The sequence below is a fragment of the Salipiger sp. IMCC34102 genome (assembly GCF_004145405.1).
In the GTDB taxonomy this organism is placed as follows: domain Bacteria; phylum Pseudomonadota; class Alphaproteobacteria; order Rhodobacterales; family Rhodobacteraceae; genus Loktanella.
In genome coordinates this window covers 496,418-518,118 of the sequence record NZ_SELQ01000002.1, presented here as the reverse complement: position 1 = coordinate 518,118, position 21,701 = coordinate 496,418, and the positions used below count along the sequence as shown (strand labels likewise).

Here is a 21,701-nt window from a genome sequence, read left to right as displayed (position 1 = left end):
GTCTCGGCGGCGTGGTCGGTGGGAGCGAAAAGAGCTGATCGACTGAAGGATCGTCAGGCCGCGAAGCCCAGCTTGTAGAGTTGCGGCAGGTAGGAGATGTGCATGTCGCCGCCCACCACGCCGGGCCTCGCGTGCCGGAAGAGCGATCGCCAGTAGGGCTGCAGCGTCACGGCATCGTCCCGCATCATCATCTGCAACCGGGCCATGACGTCCCGGCGGGCGTCGGCATCGGCGATCGCGTTCGCCTCTGCCAGGGCCGCGTCGAAAGCGGGGTTGGCGTAGCCGGATTCGTTCCAGGCCTCGCCCGAGCGGTAGGCGAGCGCCAGGATCTGGGTGCCGAACGGGCGGTGGTTCCAGTTTGTCGAGCTGAACGGATAGGTGGTCCAGCCGTTCCAGAACGTGCTGCCGGGCAGGATCCTGCGCGTGACCTTGAACCCCGCATCGCGCAACTGGGCGGCCACGGCGTCCGTGGTGTTCTTGCGCCAGTCGTCGTCGATCGAGACGATCTCCATCTCGAAGTCGGCCATGCCGGCCTCCTGCATCAGGACCAGCGCCGCCTCCGGGTCGACCCGGATCGCGGGAACGTCCGCCCATTCGGGGTGCATCGGGCCCACGTGCTGATTGCGCGCGGGCAAGCCGCGATCGGAGTAGCCAAGTTCAAGGCAGACGGCCGGGTCGACCGCCATGGCGATCGCCCGGCGGACACGGACATCGGCGTAGGGTCGCATTCCGTCGACCTCCGCCTGCTGGTTGGGGCGGATGCAGATCGTGGCGCCGGAGGCGATCTCGGACTTCTGCCAGCCGAGTTCGTCCATGATCTCGACGAAGTCGCCGACGGTTTCGTAGAAGATGTCGACCTCGTCCGCCGCAGCCGCCGCGACCCAGGCGGAGGGATCGGTGCCGTAGTCGATGAACTCGATCCGGTCGAGGACGGGGCCCAGGCCCGCCGCCTCTCCCCACCAGGTGTGATCGGGATTGCGCACCAGCACGGCCCGCGTGCCGACCTCGTGCACCTCCGGCAAGAAGGGGCCGGTGCCCTTGGGGCTCTCGAGCATCGTGGCCGCGTCGAAGCCCTCGGGCACGATGGCCGCCGGGTAGTCGGACATGCTGGCGATCAGCGTGATGTCGGAGGCGGGCAGGGTCAGGCGAAGGGTGGTCTCGTCGATCACCACGATCGCACCCTCGATCGCACGGCCGGTTTCATCGTCGATCAGCGCCGCGAACCGCCCCGCCATGGAGTTGCCGGGGACCGAGCGGTCGCACCAGCCTTCGATGTTGCGCGCGACATCGGCGGCGGTGAAGGGGGTGCCGTCGTTCCAGGTCACGCGGGGGCGGACGTTCAGCCTGTATTCGGTGGCGTCGTCGTTGAGCGTCCAGCTTTCCAGCAGCATCGGCGTGAAGGTGCCGTCGTTGTTGTATTCGACCAGGTATTCCAGCCAACCGGAGGTGACATAGGCAAGCTGCGTCCAGTCGAAGGTGCGCGGATCCTTGAGCGTGCGGACCTCCATCTGCATCCGCATCGTGCCCCCCGGGCGGCGAGCGGTGTCGGCCCGGGCGGGGGCGCAAAGGCCGAGCAGACCGTAGGCGGCCGTGGCGCTCAGGCCGAGCGCCGTGGTCCGGGCGAGGAACTCTCGCCGGTCCAGTTTGCCGGTTTTCGCGTCGCGCAAATAGATACCGGCGGCGGGGTGCATCCCATCTGTCGGATCTTTCGTCATCGGGGACACTTCCTTTTCGCACGGGGCGGACCGCCAGGCCGCCGCCCGTCGGCGCAACCGGCCCTCTTTTGTGCCATGAAGGCACGGGGCTCGTCGGAGGGTCAATGCGCAAGGCCGTCAGCGGCGATCACGTTCGTCACAGAGAGGATCGTCGCAGGTCTTTTTGATAAGCGCCGCGGTCTTGCCGAATGCGTCCGTCACGCAGGCGAAGGGGCGTGTCTGGGTCAGGCCATTCCGAGACCACGGCCCGGGGCAAGGTAGAAGTGGAACGAAACCGCCCGGCCCACCTTCGGACCTGCCGACTCGGCCGGCAGGCGGGAAATTCAGGTCATGGACGGTCCGAACCTGCGACGGTCCGCGGACCTTGGTCATCGTGACTGCGGGAGGGACTCAATCCCGCCGGGTGGACACGAACCGCAATGCTGCGGACGGATCGGACGATGACGCGTCCACCGCATGCCAATCGGCCATGCGCTTGCGAAACCAGGTGCGCTGACGCTTGGCGTATTGCCGTGTCGCGACGATGGCCGCGTCACGCGCCGCATGGAGCGGCATGCGACCGTCGAGATGGGCGATCAACTCGGCAGCGCCGATGGCCTTGGACGACGGATGATCGGGCGACCAGTGCGGATGCATCGCGCGCGCCTCCTCCAATGCGCCATTGTCCAGCATCGCGTCGAAACGCGCGGCGATGCGCGGTGTCAGCCAGTCCTTCGGGGCGTCCACCCGCAGCGCGGTGACTTCGGGCAAAGGCAGCAGGGGCGGTGGTGTTTCGTCCTGCCATTGGGCGAGACCTTTGCCGGTGGCGGCCTGCACCTCCCAGGCGCGCTGAACGCGGGCGCGGTTCGCAAGGTCGATGCGCCCTGCGGTCGCGGGGTCGAGGCCCGCTCGCAGATCCGCGATCGACAGCGCGTCGCCGCCCGCCCGGATCGCGGCGGGGGTGGGCGGGATCTCGGCCAGGCCTTCGGTCAGGGCGGAGAGGTAGAGCCCGGTGCCGCCGACGATGATCGGCCGTGCGCCCGCGAGCACCGGGCGGAGGTCGCGCAGCCAGTGCCCGACGGAGTAGGGGGCGTCGAAGGGGACGTGGCCGTATAGGACATGCGGGGCACGGGCCTCGTCCGCGGGGGTCGGGCGTGCGGTCAGGATGCGCCAGCCGTCGAAGACCTGCAGCGCATCGGCATTCACGATCACGCCGCCCTGCGCCTCGGCGATCGCCAGGGCCAGCGCCGACTTCCCCGAGGCGGTCGGTCCCGCGATCAGCACCGGACGATCGGCGGGAATCGGAATGGGTTCGGAGGACACGCCCGGCCTTTCAGCGATTGTAACTCGGCCTCTTTTGGATCACTTTGCCCCCCGTTAGAACCCCCCGCCCAGGAGACCGCCATGACGGAGCCCCGAACGACCTACGACCGCGTCATGCTGAAGATCTCGGGGGAGGCGCTGATGGGGGACACGGCCTTCGGGCTGAACCCTCCGACGGTCCAGCGCATCGCGCGCGAGGTGAAGTCGGTCCACGATCTGGGCGTCGAGATCTGCATGGTGATCGGCGGCGGCAACATCTTCCGCGGATTGCAGGGCAGCGCGCAGGGGATGGAGCGGACGACCGCGGATTACATGGGGATGCTGGCTACGGTGATGAACGCGCTGGCGATGCAATCCGCGCTTGAGGAACTCGGCATCCACACCCGCGTGATCTCCGCCATCACCATGAACGAGGTGGCGGAGCCCTACATCCGACGCCGCGCGGTCCGGCACCTCGAGAAGAAGCGGGTGTGCATCTTCGCCGCCGGGACCGGCAACCCCTATTTCACCACCGATACCGCCGCGACCCTGCGTGCCAACGAAATGGCCTGCCAGGCGATCTTCAAGGGGACGAAGGTGGATGGCGTCTACGACAAGGATCCCGCCAAGCACGCCGATGCCAAGCGGTTCGACCGGGTGACCTACGACGAGGTCCTGGCCCAGCACCTGGGGGTGATGGACGCCAGCGCAATCGCGCTCGCGCGCGACAACCAACTGCCGATCGTGGTGTTCTCGCTGGACGAGCCGGGCGGGTTCAAGGGGATCCTCGCGGGCGAGGGGACCTATACGATCGTCAAGGACTGACCGCCGAGGTGGACGAAGGTTGGTCATGGACCGGTCGGGGATGTGGCCTGAACCGCAGTAGGACGAGAAAACGGCGCGGATCGTTCCGCGCCGTTTCCGTTGAAGGGTCCGACTGATTCTCGCTTGTTTAGACCAGTATATCGTCGGTCAAGTCGGCGAGCGCGGTGTTCGAGACGATGATGGTCTCTCCACGAAGGGTGAATACGGTGTCGTCGCCCTGTTCGCGCGCCCTGTCGAGCGCGTCCCCGACGGATGAGAAGCCGAAATCGCTCAGATCGATGGTGTCGCGGTCGTCGGTGAAATCCGTGATCCGGTCCGATCCGTTGCTCGGATTGAAGACGAAGGTATCCGCGCCGCTGCCACCGTGCAGGATATCGTCGCCCGCACCGCCGTTCAAAACATCGCCGCCGCTTCCGCCATCGAGCTTGTCGTCGCCGCTGCCGCCGAACAGCCCGTCGTTGCCGTTGCCGCCGTCAAGGGTATCGCCGCCGCCATCGCCGAAAAGGCTATCGTTGCCGCCGCTTCCGCCGACGAGGATGTCCTCGCCGCCGCCGCCGATCAGCTTGTCATCGCCGCCGCCGCTCCTGAGCACGTCGTTGCCACGACCGCCATTCAGGATGTCCTTGCCGCCGCCGCCAATCATCTCGTCGTTACCGCCGTTGCCGAAAAGCTTGTTTGCACCGCTGCCGCCGTTCAACGCGTCATTGCCGCCGCCACCCTTGAGCAGGTCGTTGCCGCTTCCGCCGCTCAGGGTGTCGTCGCTTGCGCCCCCGAAGATCCTGTCGCGACCGTCGCCGCCGAAAAGGTCATCCCGCCCGTTTCCGCCGTGCAACCGGTCATCGTTGTTGCCGCCGGACAGGATGTCGTTGTCGGTTCCACCGAACAGCCGATCGTTGCCGGTCCCACCGTAAAGCTTGTCCGCGCCAAGGTCGCCGAACAGTCTGTCGGCGCCCGACCCGCCGTACAACTTGTCGTCTCCGCGGCTGGCGAAGAGCCGATCCGTGCCGTCGCCACCGTATATCAGGTCCGAATTGTCGCCGCCGAAAAGCTTGTCCTTGTCATTGCCACCGAAGAGCTTGTCGTTCCCGTCGCTTCCATACATCAGGTCCGACTGGTTGCCGCCGCCGAGATTGTCGTTGCCGTCACCGCCGTACAGCTTGTCGTTCCCGTTACCGCCCTTCAGGGTATCCTTGCCGTCGAAGCCGGACAGCCTGTCGCTGCCGTTGCGCCCGACAAGCAGGTCGTCGCCGCTGCCGCCGGCCAGCGTATCGTTTCGACCATTGCCCTTGAGGACCTTGTCCGAGGAGTTGCCCTTGTCGAGGTCGACCTTGCCGGACGTATAGGCGAAATTCTGCGTGACGATCGCCGATTGCCCGACCGTTCCGCTGCTGTATTCGAATTCTCCCACCTCGACGCTGATACCGACATACTCGTACTTGGGATTAAGGATATTGGCCCGGTGGCCTGGGCTGTTCATCAAGGAGACGTGCAGATCACGGACGTCGTCCTTGATCCCGGGTTCGCCGCGCAGGGTCTGGACGGCCAGGTTCTCGGCCGAGCCTGCGGCGCCGGAGAAATCGAAATCCGCCTTTTCCATGCGTTCATGCGCCGAAGAGCCGTTCACGCCGGTATGGGAAAAGATGTCCTCGCGCAGCATCCATTTCGAGTGGTTCTGCGCGGACTGGTTGAGATTCAATTCCAGCCTGACCGGATCCAGCCCCTCCTTCGCGCGTTCCTGGTTGACCAGTTTCAGCATGTAACGTTCAAACGAGTTGGCTTTGATCATCGTACCCTCTGCTTACATCGGCTTTCGCCTCAATCGACGGATGAGGTGGTGAAGTCGCGCCGCAATTGCGGTCTTTCCGTGGCACCCCACGAGCGCCTTCTCGCGGCCCTCGCCGTCGACATAGGGTCGATGCGTTAACTAAGCGTTCGCGAAAAACCCAAGGACCCAAGGCGCAAGCGGCCCGGCTATACAATCGCCTGCGGGTACCTTAAGCCCTTGTCGCGGAACCTGACCGCAACCGAACCAGAGCCGATAGATGTCACAAGAATTTGAACTCGATACCGACGACCTGGCCCGCCGCATGGATGGGGCCATTTCGAACCTGCGCACGGAACTCGCGTCGCTGCGGACCGGGCGTGCTTCCGGCTCCATGCTGGAACCGGTAATGGTCGATGCCTATGGCGCGATGACCCCGATCAACCAGGTCGGCACCGTGAACGTGCCAGAGCCGCGGATGGTGACGATCAACGTCTGGGACAAGGGCCTGGTCGGCAAGGTCGAGAAGGCGATTCGTGAAAGCGGTCTCGGGATCAACCCGCAGACCAACGGCACGATCATCATGCTTCCCATCCCCGAGCTTAACGAGGAGCGCCGCCGCGAGCTGTCCAAGGTCGCGGGTCAATACGCCGAAAGTGCGCGGGTCAGCATCCGCAACCTGCGCCGCGACGGCATGGACCAGATCAAGAAGGCCAAGGACGGCATGGCCGACGACGATCAGAAGTTCTGGGAATCCGCGGTGCAGGAATTGACCGACGATCACATCAAGAAGGTCGACGAGACGCTGGACGCCAAGCAGACCGAAATCATGCAGGTGTGACGCCGATCACGGGCAAGGGTTTGTTTACCTTTATGCCCGATGACCGACCTGCGTCACGCGCCGCCCGCGATCGTCGGCTTGTGGTTCGTTCGGGTCACATGATGACCGTGCCGGGCGCCAAGTGACGTCGCGGAAGGGCCGGGGGCTACCACGCTCGGGGTTTTTCGCCTAACGTGAGATAAGGTCTGCGACATTCGCGCGTAAGTGATATGTCACGGGCGACCTGAATTGCGACCGAAGCGTCGCCTGACCGCAAGGGAGAGTCCATGGCCGACCTGACAAAGCACCGCTCCGAGGGGCCGCGGCACGTCGCGGTCATCATGGATGGCAACGGGCGCTGGGCCCAGATGCGCGGCCGACCCCGGCTGTTCGGTCACCACGCCGGTGCGCGCCGCGTGCGCGAGATCGTCCGCGCCTGCCCCGACGAGGGGGTCAAGTACCTGACGATCTTCGCCTTCTCGACCGAGAACTGGAAGCGCACCCAGACCGAGGTCACAGGTCTCATGGCGCTTTTCCGGCGCTATATCCAACGCGAGGCGGAGGCGCTCTTGTCCGAAGGCGTGCGCGTGCGGTTCATAGGCGACCGGATGAAACTGGACGACAAGCTGGTCAGCCTGATGGACAACCTCGAGCTGCTGACCTCGCGCAACGACAAGGTGCACCTGACCATCGCGCTGAACTACGGCGGCCGGGACGAGGTGACACGCGCGGCCCAGCGCATGGCGGTCGAGATTGAACAGGGCCGCCTGCAGCACAAGGACGTCGACGCCGAAACCCTGTCGCGGTTCCTCGACACCCGCTTTCTGCCCGACCCCGACCTGGTGATCCGCACGAGTGGAGAGGCGCGGATCTCGAATTTCCTGCTGTGGCAGTCGGCCTACGCGGAATACGAATTCATCGACACGCTCTGGCCCGACTTCACGGCAGAGGTTTTCTCTCGGGTGATGGCAGGTTACGGTCACCGCGAACGCCGCTTCGGAGCCGTCCCCGCCTGATGACCTCTACCACCGACCCCGGTAAATGGGATGACCTGACCGTCCGGTTGGCGTCGAGCGCCGCCATGCTGGTGTTCGGCACCGCCGCCGTCGTGCTGGGCGGCGTGTGGTTCCAGATGCTCGCCATCTTCGCCGTGGCGGTCATGATCTGGGAGATCTGGATGATGATCGCCCACGACATGCCGACCACCGGCATGATCCTCGCGGCGCTGACCGCCTCGCTGCTGTCCGGCATGGCGACGCAGGAGAGCGCGCTGATCTTCCTGCTCTTCCTCGTCGTGCCAGCGGTAGGGGCCTGGATGGTCAAGCACGAAAGGCTCTACTTCTTCTTCTTCGCGCTGGCGGTCCAGGTGGCGGGCTGGGGCCTGATCACTTTCCGCCACGAATACGGCTTCACCTGGATCCTCTGGCTGCTCTGCGTGGTCGTGGCGACGGATGTCTTCGGCTACCTCGTCGGGCGCACCCTGGGCGGGCCGAAGTTCTGGCCCAGGGTCAGCCCCAAGAAGACCTGGTCCGGCACCGTCGGCGGTTGGATCGCGGCGGCGGCGTTCGGCGTGCTCTTCATGGTCGTGACCGATGCGGGCCCGCTGATCGTGCTGCTGAGTGTCCTGCTCAGCTTCGCGGGCCAGATGGGAGATATCCTCGAAAGCGCGTTCAAGCGGCGGATGAAGGTCAAGGACAGTTCGACCCTGATCCCCGGGCACGGCGGCCTGTTCGACCGGTTCGATGCCTTGCTGGGGGCGTCGATGTTCATGCTTCTGGCGGCCTCTCTCTTCGATCTGCCGGGTGTTACTTCTTGAAAAGGCGTGTCTCGATCCTGGGGGCCACCGGGTCGATCGGACAAAGCACCATCGACCTGATCCGCAGCAGGCCCGGTGATTTCGACGTCGTGGCCCTGACCGCCGGACGCAACGCCGCGCAATTGGCGCATGATGCCAAGAGCTTGTCCGCCGAACTTGCCGTGATCTCTGAACCCGATGCCTACGGCGAGCTGGTCGACCGGCTCGCCGGGACGGGGATCGAGACCGCATGCGGACCCGAGGCCGTGACAGAGGCCGCGCGACGGCCGGCCGACTGGATCATGTCGGCCATCGTCGGCGCAGCGGGGCTGCCGCCGGGGCTGGCGGCGCTTGAGCAGGGTACGACGCTGGCGCTGGCGAACAAGGAATCGCTCGTCACGGCCGGTCCGCTTCTGATGGGCACCGCAAGGCGCTTCGGCGCCCGCATCCTGCCCGTCGATTCAGAGCATTCCGCCGTCTTCCAGGCCCTGGTGGGCGAGCCGGTGGATGCCGTCGAACGGGTCATCATCACGGCCTCCGGCGGGGCGCTGCGCGACTGGCCGGTGGAGGACCTTGCGCGCGCCACCGTGGCGGAGGCGTCTGCCCACCCCAACTGGGATATGGGCCAGCGGATCACGATCGACAGCGCCTCCATGTTCAACAAGGCGCTGGAACTGATAGAGACGAAAGAGTTTTTCGGCTTTGCACCCGATCGGATCGAGACGCTGGTCCACCCCGAATCCATGATCCATGCCATGGTCGGCTTCACCGATGGCGCGCTCATGGCGCATGTCGGCCCGCCCGACATGCGCCACGCCATCGGCTACGCGCTGAACTGGCCGGACCGCGTGTCCCTGCCGGTCGAACGGCTCGACTTCGCCAAGCTGGGCCAGTTCACCTTCCGGGCCCCCGACGAGACCCGCTGGCCCGCCCTGCGGCTGGCGCGGGAGGTCATGCAGGCCGGGGGAAAAAGCGGCGCGGTGTTCAATGCCGCGAAGGAGGCCGCGCTCGACGCCTTCATCGCGACCCGCATCGGTTTCATGGACATGAACGCGGTGGTCGAGACGACGCTCGCCAAGATGTCAGCGCTCCGGGGGCTGGAAATCTCTCCGGTTTCCCTTGATGAGGTACTGGAAACCGACCGTCTTGCCCGCATTCGCGCGCAGGAGGCAATCGCAGCGCTGGGGTGACCGCATGGACCTGACGACACTTCTGCCTTCGCTGGGCGGCGGCCTGTTCACCTTGGTGGCCTTCGTCGTGGCGCTGTCGATCATCGTGACGATCCACGAATACGGCCATTACATCGTCGGGCGCTGGTCGGGGATCAATGCGGAGGTCTTCTCCATCGGGTTCGGGCCCGTCCTTTTGTCCCGGACGGACAAGCACGGCACGATCTGGCAGGTCGCGGCCTTGCCCCTGGGCGGTTACGTCAAGTTCCAGGGCGATGGCAACGCGGCCTCCATGGGCGGAGAGGACGATCCGGCGGACGGGCGCGACGCGCGCCATACCATGCTGGGGGCACCGCTTTGGGCGCGGGCGGCCACGGTCGCCGCGGGGCCGGTGTTCAATTTCATCCTGACGATCCTGATCTTCGCGGGCTACCTGATGTGGGTCGGCGTGCCCACGGACCCGGTCACCTTCCGAAGCGCCGTGCCGCTGCCGCAAGGCTTCGAGAGCGAACTGGAACCCGGCGACCAGATCCTGGCGGCAGGCAACGTCCGGCTCGACGAGGAGGAGGGCGCCTTCGACGACCTGCCCATCAGCGAACGGGTCGACTACACCGTGCTGCGTGACGGGGCGGAGGTGGTGGTCTCCGGTCCCTATCCCGTACCGCCGCGGGCCTCGGGCATTTCGCCGCGCTCGGCGGCGGACGACGCGGGCCTGCGGATCGGCGATGTCATCACGGCCGTGGACGGGACGCCGACCTACGCCTTCGCGCAACTCGTCGATCTGGTGAAGGACGGCGACGGCGCATCGCTTGACCTGACCATCTGGCGCCACGGCGAGACCTTCACCGAAGTGCTCACGCCGCGCCGGGTCGATCTGCCCTTGCCGGAAGGCGGGTTCGAGACGCGCTGGCTCATCGGTCTGCAGGGCGACCTGTTCTTCCGGACCGCCAACGAGTCCGTCGGCCCGATCGAGGCGCTCCGGCGCGGGGTGCTCAGCCTGTGGCGCACGATCACCGTGTCGCTCTCGGGGCTGTGGCACGTCATCACCGGCGCGATCTCGACCTGCAACATCTCTGGCCCCGTCGGCATCGCCGAGACCAGCGGGTCGATGGCAAGCCAAGGCACGGGCAACTTCATCCTGTTCATCGCCTCGCTGTCGGCGGCGGTGGGGATGCTGAACCTGTTCCCGATCCCGGTGCTCGACGGGGGGCACCTGGTCTTTCACGCCTACGAGGCGGTTTTCCGCCGGCCCCCGACCGACCGCGCCATCCAGGTGCTGATGGTGGCGGGCCTGTCGCTGATCCTGTCCTTCATGGCCTTCGCGATCCTCAACGATATCTGGCTCTGCCCCTGAAACATCCCGGGTCCGGCACAATCGGGCCACAATCGCGCGCGACCGTCGGCTCATCTAGTCACCCCGCGCCGAAAGGATGAGCCATGCAGACCCTCCTTCAAGGAACCAAGGGCGTGCAGACGCTGATGACCCTGAATTGGGACCGGATGCTGATGCTGGGCGCGCTTGGTGGAGCGCTTTATCTGGGCGCCCACATCGCCTTGATCTGATCCACCCCCCGACCGCCAGATCTTGTCCGCGCGCGCCCCGCCAGGCGCGCGCGTTGCTTTTGACAACCTCCCGCGAAATGGGTAAGCGAATGGCAACTGGGGATGACTTGAGCGGACGCTGACATGACAACGCGAATTTGGGGCGTTTCCGCGTCCGGGGCGACGAAAACGGTGCGCGTGGCGGGGGTGTTCATCCTGGCCGCCGGCGTGGCTGCGGCGCAGTCCTTTACCTTCACCGGGGCGGAGATCAGCGGCAACCAGCGCGTCGCCGACAGCACGATCCTGTCCTTCACCGGACTTACCCGCGGAGAGACCGTGGATGCGGGCGCCGTGAACGCGGCCGCCCAGGGCGTGCGCGACTCCGGCCTGTTCGAGACGGTCAACGTCAGCGCGCGCGGCAACACGCTGGTCATCGACGTGGCCGAGTATCCCACCATCAGCCAGATCGCCATCGACGGAAACCGGCGCCTGCGCGACGCGGAATTCCTGCCGCTTCTGGAAAGCCAGCCGCGCCGGATCTATTCGCCCGCCATCGTCGACCGCGACGTGGCCGCCATCACCGAAGTTTACGCCCGCAACGGCCGCATCAACGCCAGCGTGACACCGCGCGTGATCCGCCTGTCGGAAAACCGCGTGAACCTGGTGTTCGAAGTGCAGGAATCCGGCGTGACGGAGGTGCAGCGCATCTCGTTCGTGGGCAACCGCAGCTTCTCGGACCGTCGCCTGCGCGGCGTGCTCGAGACGAAGGAGGCGGGGCTCTTGCGCGCGATCATCAGCCGCGACACCTTTTCGGAGGAACGCATCGCCTTCGACCGGCAGGTGCTGACCGACTTCTACCAGTCGCGCGGCTATGCCGATTTCACCGTGCAGAACATCGACGTCGGCCTGACGCGCGAGCGGGACGCCTACCTGATCACCTACAACGTGCAGGAAGGCCAGCAGTTCACCTTTGGCAACGTCTCTGCCAGCTCGACCCTGCCGGAGATCGATACTGCCCTGTTCCAGGCCGCGTTGACCACGCGGCCCGGCAGCACCTACAACCCCGCGCAGGTCGACCGCGACATCGCCCGGCTGGAGCGTCTGGCGATCCAGCAGGGTCTGACCTTCGTCGCCGTGGAGCCGCGGATCACCCGCAACGACCGCGACCTTTCGCTGAACGTCGAATACGCATTGGTGCGCGGGCCCCGCATCTTCGTCGAGCGGATCGACATCGAGGGCAACACCACGACCCTCGACCGCGTCGTGCGCAACCAGTTCCGCACCGCCGAGGGCGACCCCTTCAACCCGCGCGAGATCCGGCAGGCCGCCGACCGTATCCGCGCGCTCGGCTTCTTCGCCAATGCCGAAGTGGATGCCCGTGAAGGCAGCCGCCCCGACCAGGTCATCATCGACGTCAACGTCGAGGAGGCGCCCACCGGCTCCCTGTCGTTCGGCGCCAACTACAACACCGACAACGGGATCGGTTTCCTGGCCAGCTTCCGCGAGCAGAATTTCCTCGGTCGCGGGCAGGCGCTGAGCTTCCAGTTCTCGACCGCCTCGACCAACAAGGTCTTCGACTTCACCTTCCAGGAGCCGAACTTCCTGGGCCGCGACCTGGGCGCGGGACTCGCGCTCAGCTACCGGACGACGGACAACCAGAACGCCGATTACGATACCGAGAACTTCCGCTTCAGCCCCAGCCTGTCCTTCCCGGTCAGCGAGAACGGGCGTCTTCGCACCTTCGCCGCGGTCAGCTACGACGACCTGACCGGGCTCGAGGATGCGACCACGATCAGCCCGATCATCCGCGAGGAAGCGGCGCTCGACGGCGTGCAGACCTACTCGCTGGGCTATGCCTACAGCTTCGACAACCGCCGGACCGGGCTTGATCCGACGACCGGCTACGTGATCCGCTTCGGCCAGGAATTCGGCTTCGGCGACACCCAGTTCATCAAGACCAGCGCCCTGGCGGCGGCCGAAACCCGGATCCTGAACGATGACGTGACACTGCGCGCCACCATCGAAGGCGGCCACCTGTCCTACCAGGACGGCTTCAGCCGGGTGACGGACCGTTACTTCCTCAACGGCAACACGCTGCGCGGCTTCGATGCCAACGGGGTCGGCCCGCGCGACGTGGACCCGGCCAACGGGATCAACGATGCGCTGGGGGGCAATTCCTTCGCCGTCGTGCGGCTGGAGACCGAGTTCCCGCTGCCCGTGCCCGAGGAATACGGCCTCTCGGGCGGTGCCTTCATCGACTACGGGTCGGTCTGGGACATCGGTCGCAGCGGGCGTGACACGGTGCTCTACGACGAGTTCACGCCGCGCGCGACCGCCGGTCTGGCCTTGTTCTGGACGACGCCTCTTGGCCCGCTGCGGTTCAACTTCACTGACGCGCTCAAGGCCGAAGAGTTCGACGAGGTGCGTAACTTCGACCTGACGATCTCGACCGAATTCTGATGCGGCGGGTCCGCGCGGCCCTGGCACTGGTCCTGGCCCTGGCGGGACCGGTGGCGGCGCAGACGCAGGCGCCGCCTCAGCAATTGCCGATCCTGATCGTCGATTATGACAGGCTCTACCAGGACAGTGCTTTCGCCGACACGATCCGGGACCAGCTCGACCGCGACGCCGAGGCGCTGAAGGCCGAAAACGACCGCATCGTCGCGGCCTTGACGGAGGAGGAACGCAGCCTGACCCTGCGCCGTCCGTCCATGACCGCCGAGGCGTTCCGCGAGGAAGCCACGGCCTTCGACACGAAGGTCCAGGCGATCCGCCGCGCCCGCGACGCCAAGGAGGTCGAGTTGCAACAGGCCCGGGTCGCGGCGCGGGAAGGCTTCTACACCTCCGTGCGCGACGTGATCGGCCAGCTCATGCTGGAACGCGGCGCCTCGGTCATCCTGGACCGGCGGTCCGTGTTCCTGGCGCTCGCGGCCTCGGACATCACCGACGAGGCCATCGCGCGGATCGACGAGACGATGCTGGACCCCGACGATCCCGCACCGGATGCGGCGACACCCCTCATCAGTGGCAGCCCCGAAGGCGAGGACGAGGCCGGACCGGTTCAGCCCGAACCCGCCGAGGCGCCGCAACTCGATCCTTGAGCCGCCTTGCCGGTTCGACGGGCGCTTGCTAGTCAAGGCCCACCGCACAACAGGAGCCTTCATGTCCCAGACCGATGACCGCGCCGTGACAGAGGCCGATATCGGCCTGATCCAGGCGATCCTGCCGCATCGCTACCCTTTCCTGCTGGTCGACCGGGTGGTGGACATCGAGGGGACGAATTCCGCGACGGGCATCAAGAACGTCACAATGAACGAGCCGCATTTCCAGGGCCATTTCCCCGGAGCGCCGATCATGCCCGGCGTCACCATCATTGAGGCGATGGCCCAGACCGCTGGCGTCATGGTGGGGGCCGCGATGGGCCTGGTGAACGGCGATCTGCTGATCTACTTCATGTCGATCGACAAGGCCAAGTTTCGCCGCAAGGTGATCCCCGGCGACCGGATGCTGATGCATGTGACCACCACCCGCGGCAAGCCCGGCGGCAAGGTGTGGAAGTTCCACGGCCGCGCCGAGGTCGAGGGCGAGCTGGCGGCGGAATGCGAATTCTCGGCAATGCTGGACCTGCGGGCGTGAGCCCCGACATCCACCCCAGCGCCGTGGTCTCGGACCACGCGACCTTGGCCGACGACGTGACCATCGGGCCGTTCTGCATCGTCGGCCCCCAGGTCAAGCTCGACAAGGGCGTCTGGCTGAAAAGCCACGTCGTGGTGGATGGCGACACGCAAATTGGCGAGGATTCGACCGTCTTTTCCTTCGCGGTGATCGGCGAAATCCCGCAGGATCTGAAGTTCGACGGTGAACAGACCCAGTTGCGCATCGGTGCCCGGACCCGCATCCGCGAGCACGTGACGGTGAACACCGGAACGAAGGGCGGCGGGGGGCTGACGAAGATCGGCGAAGATTGCCTGCTGATGGCGGGCTGTCACGTGGCGCATGACGTGCAGTTGGGCGACCGGGTGATCGTCGTGAACTCCAGTGCGGTGGCGGGCCATTGCGTGATCGAGGACGACGTGATCGTCGGCGGCCTGTCCGGCATCCACCAGTTCGTCCGCGTCGGGCAGGGGGCGATCATCGGCGCGCTTTCGATGGTGACGCACGACGTGATCCCGCACGGTCTGGTCATGGGCGACCGGGCGCGGCTGGAGGGATTGAACCTCGTGGGTCTCAAGCGCCGCGGTGTCGACAAGGCCGAGATCCAGGCCCTGCGCCGGGCCTACGACGCGCTCAAGACCGGTGAGGGCACGTTCCACGACCGGGTGGAGGCGCTGTCGGGCAACACATCGCCCCACGTGCGGCAACTGGCGGATTTCGTGCTGGGCCACTCCGATCGCAGTTTCCTGACACCGAAATGACCTTGGCGCTGATCGCGGGAGAGGGCGATCTGCCGCCCGCCCTGGTCGGTGAATTGGCCGCGCCACCGCTCGTCTGTGCCCTCGAAGGCGTCTCTCCACGGCTGCCCGTCGACCTGTGGTTCCGGCTGGAGCGGTTGGCGGAGTTCATGGCCGCGCTGAAGGCGCGCGGCATCACGCAGGTCTGCATGGCCGGCGGATTGGCGCGGCCGAACATTTCGTGGCGTGCCTTCGGGCTGTCCACGCTGCCCTTGGTGCCCGTCATGCTGCGCGCCTTGCGTCGCGGCGACGACGGGGCCCTTCGCGCCTTCATCGGCGTGATGGAGGCACGGGGGCTGCAAATCGTCGCGGCCCAGGACATCGCACCCGACCTGCTTCCGCCACACGATGTTCTGACGAAAGCCGCCCCCACGCCCGAGGAGGTGGACCTGGCGCGGCTGGGGGATGCCTGCCTGGCCGACATGGGCCGCCGCGACACCGGGCAGGCCTGCGTGCTGCGCGATGGCCAGGTCGCTGCGGAAGAGGATCGCGCGGGCACGGACGCGCTGATCCGGCGGGCGGCGGGTGCGGGCGGGCTTCTTTTCAAGGGGCCGAAACCGGGACAGGACCGGCGGGCGGATCTGCCGGTGATCGGGCCGGGCACGGCGGAGGGAATCATCGCCGCGGGCCTGGACGGTATCGTGATCGCCGCAGGCGGCGTCATGGTGCTGGATCGTGCTGCGACGCTCGCCACGCTCGATGCGGCGGGCAAGTTTCTCTGGGTCAGGACGGCGGGCACATGAGGGTCTTTGTGATCGCGGGCGAAGCCTCCGGCGATGCGCTGGGGGCGGCCGTCATGGACGGGCTGCGCAGTCTGGTGCCCGGGGTGCGCTTCGACGGCGTCGGCGGGCCGCGGATGCAGGCGATGGGGCTCGACAGCCGGTTCCCGATGGACGAATTGAGCGTCATGGGGCTGGCCGAGGTGCTGCCGCGCTACCGCGCCCTGAAACGGCGGATCGCGGAATGCGCCGCGGCGGTCATCGAAACGCGCCCCGACGTGCTGCTGACGATCGACAGCCCCGATTTCTGCCTGCGCGTCGCGAAATCGGTGAAGGCGAAGGCGGATGTGCCGGTGGTGCACTACGTGGCCCCCTCGGTCTGGGCCTGGCGCGCGGGGCGGGCGAAGAAGATGGCGCGGCACGTCGATCACGTGCTTGCGCTGCTGCCGTTCGAGCCGCCCTACATGCACGCCGCCGGGATGACCTGTGACTTCGTCGGGCATCCGATCGCGACGCAGGATATCGCGGGCCCCACCGCGGCGCAGGCTTTCCGCGACCGCCATCGCACGGGGGAGGGGCCCTTGCTGTTGTGCCTGCCGGGGTCCCGGCGGGGAGAGGTCACGCGGCTCGCGCCGCGTTTCGGTGCCGCCCTCGGACACGTGCGGGACGCGCACCCGGACCTGCAAGTCGTCATCCCCTGTGCGCCGGGGGTCGTGGACCTCGTGAAAGCGCAGGTGGCGGATTGGCCCATCCCGCCCGTCCTGATCGACCCGGCCGAGGATGCGGATGGCGCGCTCAAACGGGCGGCTTTTCGGGCGGCGGACATCGCATTGGCCGCCTCCGGCACCGTCTCGCTGGAGCTTGCGGCCAATGGCACGCCGATGGTGATCGCCTACGACATGGCCTGGCTCAGTCGGGTGATCATCCAGCGGCTGGTCAAGGTGGACACCGTGACGCTGGTCAACCTCGTCTCCGACAGGCGCACGGTGCCCGAGTTCGTCGGCGCCGACTGCACGCCCGCGCGGATTGCCGAGGGGCTGCGCCGGACGCTGGCCGCACCGCGCGCGCAGGAAGAGGCGATGCGTCTGACGATGGAGCGTCTGGGCCGCGGTCAGGAAGCACCCGGCCTCAGGGCGGCGCGGTCCATCCTGAAAGCCGTCGGACACCGCATCTGATTCACCCGGCAGGTGGCGCGACACGAAAAAGCCCCGCCGGTCTGGCGGGGCTTCGAAGGCTTAAGCGCGGCGACAGGCTTAGAAGCTGTAGCCCACGGACAGGCCGAGGCCGACCGCATCGTTGTCCGCGAAGACCGTCCCGGAGGCATCGTTCCCGTCGCCGAAGTCGATGTACTCGAGCCCGCCGGTGAACTTGACCGCGCCACGGGTGTAGCTGCCGCCGATGCCGAAGGCGCGGCTGCCGTCGGTGGGGGCGAGACGCGACAGCTCGGTGCCGTTGCCGTCCTCGTAAGTGAAGCGGGCGAAGCCCGACAGCTGGTCGGTGAAGGCGCGGCCGACGCCGATGCGGTAGGTGGTCACGTCATCGTCGATGCCGGTCACCGGGCCGCCCGTCAGCGCGAGGTAGCCCGCGGGGGCAACCTGCCAGTCGCTCCAGGTGGCGTGGCGGATCGAGCCGAAGACCAGGGTGCCCGGCGCGACGCCGGTCTGGAAGTCCAGGGTCAGCACGTCGGGCATCTCGATCTCGGTCACGCTGGTGACCGGGAAGGCCGCCAGGGCGGGGATGGTCTCGAACGATTCGAACTCGTGCGTGTAGCCCGATTCGTAGGTCAGCGCGACGCGCAGCGCGATCTCGGGGCGCTCGTAGGCGGCACCGATGATGTAGCTGGTCCGACGGTCGCTTTCGGTGTTGGCCCGGTAGGTGTAGGGGCCATCGGTCGGGCTGGCGGTCTGGGCGATGTCGCCGATCGCCTGGGCCTGCGCGCCGAGCGCCTGAGCCGCCGCACCCTGCGCTTCGGCCTGGGCCCCGAGGGCCACGGCATTGTCTCGCAACTCGCCGGCCTGCGCCCCAAGCGCCGCTGCGCGCGCGCCCAGCGTCTGGGCCTGCGCGAGGTCACCGGCAGCCGCGGCCGCCGCCGCTTGCTGCGCCGCGGCCTGGGCGCGGTCGGCGGTGTCCTGCGCACGGCCACCGATGGCCAGCGCACGTGCACCGATCTCTTGCGCCACGGCGCCGTCGGCCTGCGCTTGCGCGCCCAGCGACTGGGCGATCGGTCCGGCGACCAGCGCGTTGGGGATCAGGATGTCGGCCTGGCTTTCGATGCTGCGCACACCGCCGTAGACGCTGATGTTCGGCGTTGCCTGGTACTTCAGGACGAGCGCCACCTGGTTGCTGTCCCACTCGGCGGCCAGCCCGGTGTAGAGCCCTTCCGGGTAGGAGGCGTCGGCGCCGAAGGGCTGGTTCACGAACAGGCCGAGGTCCACGGTGGGGTTCAGCTCGTATTTCATCGAGAAGGCCGCGGTCTCGTAATCCTCGGACATGACGCCGGTCGAACCGCCGCCCAGTGCCGTGGGATATTCACCCGTCACGTCCGGACGCACGAAGCTGAACGCGAGTTCGGCGTAGTTCCCGTCCTCGAACAGGACGCTGTAGTTGTTGAGCGTGCGGTCGATGCCGCCCGCGGTCGCCGCGGTGGTCAGCAACAGGGCTGCCCCGGTGGTAAGCGTGAGTTTCATGTCTCCATCCCATCCATGAACGTGATAATTGTGACACCGAGGATGCGGGCTGGCGCGGAACCGGGCAATTGTTGACGCAGCGTTAGGTTGAGGAAAGCTCACGTCGGAGGCTTGAATGACACATATTTCCAACCGTTCGCGCGAAACGCGGCCTCAGGAGGTGGCGGCGCGCGGCTTTCGCAGGTTCAGCCAGTTGCCCGCGACGATCAGCAGGGCACCCGCGACCAGGGCGAGTTCGACCGATTCGCCGTAGAACAGCGCGCCCACGAGGGCGATGACCGGCAGGCGGGCGAAGTCGATGGGCATCACCGTGCTGGCGGGCGCGAGCGACAGGGCCGTCGTCAGGCAAAAATGCGCGAGCAATCCCGCGCAGCCGATGAGCACGAGCCAGGGGGCGGTGACCGGATCGGGCAGGGCGATCTGCAGGTCCCAGCCCGCGCAAGCCAGCCCGAAGACCGCCTGCATGACCGTCAGCCAGAACAGGATGCAGGTAATCGAATGGTCCCGCGTCAGCTTGCGGGTGAAGATCGCACTGAGCGCGAAGAAGATCGCGCAGGTGGCCGCCGCCAGCAGACCCGGCGTCGGCGGTGCCGACCCCGGTCGCGTGATCAGCAGGATTCCCACGAAGCCCACCGTCGCGGCGATGGCCCCCTGCCGGGTCATCCGCTCGCCCAGCAGGAGCGGTGACAGCAGCAACACCCAGATCGGGGCCGTGAATTCGAGCGAGAAGACCTGCGCCAGCGGGATCGTCGCCACGGCGAAGAACCACAGGTTCTGACCGGTGAAATGCGCAAGGTTCCGGATCCCGTGCAGGCGCAGGTTGCGGGTGTCGATCTGGCCCCAGGTGCCGGACTTGGTCGCCGCCGCACAGACGATCCCGATCCCAATCAGGCTGCGGTAGAGCATGATCTCGAAGGTATCGAGGCTGAGGCTGACCTGCCGCCCCGCGATCGCCATGGCGGTGAAGGACGCGATGGCACCGATCATCCACAGACAGGCGCGCAGGGTCGGGTTCATTCTTCGGTGACGCTGTAGTCGCGCGGCAGGCCTTCTGTGATCCGGCCCCAGTCGCTTGCCGTCGTGCGGGCCTGGTGGGTGTCGAAGGCGGCGCGGTCCGCGAAACGCTCGTGCACGGTGAATATGCCAGGCGTCGTTTCGGTCACCTCGAAGGACAGACATCCCGGTTCGGCGCGGGTCAGGGCGATATGCCCGGGCAGGGCGGCGCGAACCGCCTCCAGCCGCTCGGGCGGGCAGGTCAGAGCGCCGGTCAGGTGGATCACTCCCATTCGATGGTGCCCGGCGGCTTCGAGGTGATGTCGTAGGTCACGCGGTTGATGCCCGGCACCTCGTTGATGATGCGCGTCGCCGTCTCGCCCAGGAAATCGTGGCTGAACGGGTAGTAATCCGCCGTCATCCCGTCGACAGAGGTGACCGCCCGCAGCGCGCAGGCGAAGTCGTAGGTCCGCCCGTCGCCCATGACGCCCACGGTCCGCACCGGCAGGATCGCGACGAAGGCCTGCCAGATCTCGTCGTAGAGGCCGTGGCGGCGGATCTGGTCGATGTAGACGGCATCCGCCTTCCGCAGGATCTCGAGCTTTTCGCGCGTGATCTCTCCGGGGCAGCGGATCGCGAGGCCCGGGCCGGGGAAGGGGTGGCGGCCGATGAAGGACGGCGGCAGGCCCAGTTCGGTGCCCAGGGCTCGCACCTCGTCCTTGAAGAGCTCGCGCAGGGGTTCGACCAGTTTCAGGCCCATTTTCTCGGGCAGGCCGCCGACGTTGTGGTGGCTCTTGATCGTGACCGAAGGCCCGCCGGAGAAGCTGACCGATTCGATCACGTCGGGGTAGAGGGTGCCCTGCGCGAGATACGCGGCCCCCTCGATCTCGTCCGCGTAATGCTGGAACACGTCGATGAAGAGCCGCCCGATGATCTTGCGCTTGGTTTCGGGGTCGGAGACGCCGTCGAGCTCGTTCAGGAACCGATCCTGTTCCTGCGCATGGATGACCTGCAGGTTCATGTGATCGCGGAACATGGTCACGACCTCTTCCGCCTCGTTCTGGCGCAGAAGACCGTGATCGACGAAGACGCAGGTCAGCTGGTCGCCGATCGCCTCGTGGATCAAGGCCGCCGCGACGGAAGAATCGACCCCGCCCGAAAGTGCGCAGATCACCTTGGCTTCGCCCACCTGCGCGCGGATCGCCTCGACCGCCTGTTCGCGATAGGCGTCCATCGTCCAGTCGCCGGTAAAGCCCGCCAGGCGCACGAAATTCTCGTAAAGCTTGGACCCCATCGGCGTGTGGTGCACCTCCGGGTGGAACTGCACGGCGTAGAAATGGCGGTCGGTGTCGGCCGTTACCGCGAAGGGCGCACCGGGGGAGGTCGCGTAGACCTCGAACCCGGGGGCCAGCTTGGCCACGTGGTCGCCGTGGGACATCCAGACCTGCTCGCGCTCGGTCAGGAACCAACCTTCCAGCAAGGACAGATCGGCCTGGGAGGCAATATAGGCGCGGCCGAATTCGGCGGTGCCGTCGCCGCGCAGGACCTGGCCGCCCAGCATGTGCATCATCACCTGCTGGCCGTAGCAGATCCCCAGCACCGGCACACCGAGGGAAAAGACCTTCTCCGGCGGGCGGGGAGATTCGGCGTCGATCACGCTGGCGGGCCCGCCCGACAGGATCACCGCTTGCGGGGCGAAGTCGTCGAGGAAGGCGTCGGTCACCTTCTGGAAGGGGTGGATTTCGCAAAAGACGTTCAGCTCCCGCAGGCGGCGCGCGATCAGCTGCGTGACCTGGGATCCGAAGTCGATGATGAGCAGGCGTTGGTGGTCGGTGATATCCATGTCCGCCTGACTATGCCCAACGCGCGCGCCCCGCAATGTCGCTTTCGTGGCATGGACGGCGTTTGTCGGCCTTCGCAGACGGGGGAGTGCGCGTATCAG

General features: G+C 66.8%; 20 protein-coding genes. 13 read left to right on the top strand and 7 right to left on the bottom strand.

Annotation, left to right across the window (positions count from 1 at the left end):
• Positions 1-53: 53 nt before the first annotated feature.
• Both EU805_RS06835 and miaA read right to left on the bottom strand, forming a co-directional pair.
• Positions 54-1,715, bottom strand: a complete 1,662-nt coding sequence (locus EU805_RS06835; RefSeq protein WP_129763199.1) for an ABC transporter substrate-binding protein — start codon at positions 1,713-1,715, stop codon at positions 54-56.
• A 390-nt stretch (positions 1,716-2,105) separates the two neighbouring features.
• Positions 2,106-3,017, bottom strand: coding sequence for a tRNA (adenosine(37)-N6)-dimethylallyltransferase MiaA (gene miaA / locus EU805_RS06830; protein ID WP_207208082.1), 912 nt, complete (start codon positions 3,015-3,017; stop codon positions 2,106-2,108).
• 81 nt (positions 3,018-3,098) lie between these two features.
• Here miaA and pyrH point away from each other — a divergent pair, with 81 nt between their 5' ends.
• Positions 3,099-3,821 (top strand): UMP kinase, encoded by a 723-nt coding sequence (gene pyrH / locus EU805_RS06825; protein ID WP_129763197.1) that lies wholly within the window; start codon positions 3,099-3,101, stop codon positions 3,819-3,821.
• Between the two features lie 127 nt (positions 3,822-3,948).
• Here pyrH and EU805_RS06820 read toward each other — a convergent pair whose 3' ends face one another.
• Positions 3,949-5,607, bottom strand: a complete 1,659-nt coding sequence (locus EU805_RS06820; RefSeq protein WP_129763196.1) for a CAP domain-containing protein — start codon at positions 5,605-5,607, stop codon at positions 3,949-3,951.
• A gap of 256 nt (positions 5,608-5,863) precedes the next feature.
• On the opposite strand from EU805_RS06820, the gene frr reads away from it, so the two are divergent.
• The 12 genes from frr (at position 5,864) to lpxB (ending at position 17,254) form a co-directional block, all read left to right on the top strand.
• Complete coding sequence (frr, locus tag EU805_RS06815; RefSeq protein ID WP_129763195.1) at positions 5,864-6,424, top strand: ribosome recycling factor; 561 nt, start codon at positions 5,864-5,866, stop codon at positions 6,422-6,424.
• 266 nt (positions 6,425-6,690) lie between these two features.
• Positions 6,691-7,419: a polyprenyl diphosphate synthase gene (gene uppS, locus EU805_RS06810; protein ID WP_129763194.1), complete on the top strand. Its 729-nt coding sequence runs from the start codon at positions 6,691-6,693 to the stop codon at positions 7,417-7,419.
• Positions 7,419-8,219: a phosphatidate cytidylyltransferase gene (locus EU805_RS06805; RefSeq protein WP_129763193.1), complete on the top strand. Its 801-nt coding sequence runs from the start codon at positions 7,419-7,421 to the stop codon at positions 8,217-8,219. Before uppS ends, EU805_RS06805 begins: the two co-directional genes overlap by 1 nt.
• The gene (gene dxr / locus EU805_RS06800) at positions 8,216-9,388 is read left to right on the top strand and encodes a 1-deoxy-D-xylulose-5-phosphate reductoisomerase (protein WP_129763192.1); all 1,173 of its coding nucleotides are present in this window, start codon (positions 8,216-8,218) and stop codon (positions 9,386-9,388) included. The genes EU805_RS06805 and dxr overlap by 4 nt, the downstream gene beginning before the upstream one ends.
• A gap of 4 nt (positions 9,389-9,392) precedes the next feature.
• Positions 9,393-10,721, top strand: coding sequence for an RIP metalloprotease RseP (gene rseP / locus EU805_RS06795; RefSeq protein ID WP_129763191.1), 1,329 nt, complete (start codon positions 9,393-9,395; stop codon positions 10,719-10,721).
• 83 nt (positions 10,722-10,804) lie between these two features.
• A complete protein-coding gene (locus EU805_RS17830; protein ID WP_255465868.1) occupies positions 10,805-10,930 on the top strand; it encodes a hypothetical protein in 126 nt (41 codons plus the stop codon).
• A gap of 123 nt (positions 10,931-11,053) precedes the next feature.
• Positions 11,054-13,369, top strand: a complete 2,316-nt coding sequence (bamA, locus tag EU805_RS06790; protein WP_129763190.1) for an outer membrane protein assembly factor BamA — start codon at positions 11,054-11,056, stop codon at positions 13,367-13,369.
• Positions 13,369-14,010 (top strand): OmpH family outer membrane protein, encoded by a 642-nt coding sequence (locus tag EU805_RS06785; protein ID WP_129763189.1) that lies wholly within the window; start codon positions 13,369-13,371, stop codon positions 14,008-14,010. The genes bamA and EU805_RS06785 overlap by 1 nt, the downstream gene beginning before the upstream one ends.
• Before the next feature lie 61 nt (positions 14,011-14,071).
• The gene (gene fabZ, locus EU805_RS06780) at positions 14,072-14,545 is read left to right on the top strand and encodes a 3-hydroxyacyl-ACP dehydratase FabZ (RefSeq protein WP_129763188.1); all 474 of its coding nucleotides are present in this window, start codon (positions 14,072-14,074) and stop codon (positions 14,543-14,545) included.
• On the top strand, positions 14,542-15,324 hold the full coding sequence (gene lpxA, locus EU805_RS06775) for an acyl-ACP--UDP-N-acetylglucosamine O-acyltransferase (protein ID WP_242494078.1): 783 nt from the start codon (positions 14,542-14,544) through the stop codon (positions 15,322-15,324). The genes fabZ and lpxA overlap by 4 nt, the downstream gene beginning before the upstream one ends.
• Positions 15,321-16,103 carry an LpxI family protein gene (locus EU805_RS06770; RefSeq protein WP_129763186.1) on the top strand — a complete coding sequence of 261 codons (783 nt, stop codon included), beginning with the start codon at positions 15,321-15,323 and terminating at the stop codon, positions 16,101-16,103. The genes lpxA and EU805_RS06770 overlap by 4 nt, the downstream gene beginning before the upstream one ends.
• A complete protein-coding gene (lpxB, locus tag EU805_RS06765) occupies positions 16,100-17,254 on the top strand; it encodes a lipid-A-disaccharide synthase (RefSeq protein WP_129763185.1) in 1,155 nt (384 codons plus the stop codon). Before EU805_RS06770 ends, lpxB begins: the two co-directional genes overlap by 4 nt.
• A 78-nt stretch (positions 17,255-17,332) precedes the next feature.
• On the opposite strand, the gene EU805_RS06760 is transcribed toward lpxB, so the two are convergent.
• From EU805_RS06760 to guaA, 4 genes are all read right to left on the bottom strand, one after another.
• Positions 17,333-18,766, bottom strand: coding sequence for a hypothetical protein (locus tag EU805_RS06760; protein ID WP_129763184.1), 1,434 nt, complete (start codon positions 18,764-18,766; stop codon positions 17,333-17,335).
• A 153-nt stretch (positions 18,767-18,919) separates the two neighbouring features.
• The gene (locus EU805_RS06755; RefSeq protein WP_129763183.1) at positions 18,920-19,783 is read right to left on the bottom strand and encodes a DMT family transporter; all 864 of its coding nucleotides are present in this window, start codon (positions 19,781-19,783) and stop codon (positions 18,920-18,922) included.
• Entirely contained in the window at positions 19,780-20,052 is a 273-nt protein-coding gene (locus EU805_RS06750) for a putative quinol monooxygenase (RefSeq protein ID WP_129763182.1), read from the bottom strand. Before EU805_RS06750 ends, EU805_RS06755 begins: the two co-directional genes overlap by 4 nt.
• On the bottom strand, positions 20,043-21,602 hold the full coding sequence (guaA, locus tag EU805_RS06745) for a glutamine-hydrolyzing GMP synthase (protein ID WP_129763181.1): 1,560 nt from the start codon (positions 21,600-21,602) through the stop codon (positions 20,043-20,045). Before guaA ends, EU805_RS06750 begins: the two co-directional genes overlap by 10 nt.
• Positions 21,603-21,701 lie beyond the last annotated feature (99 nt).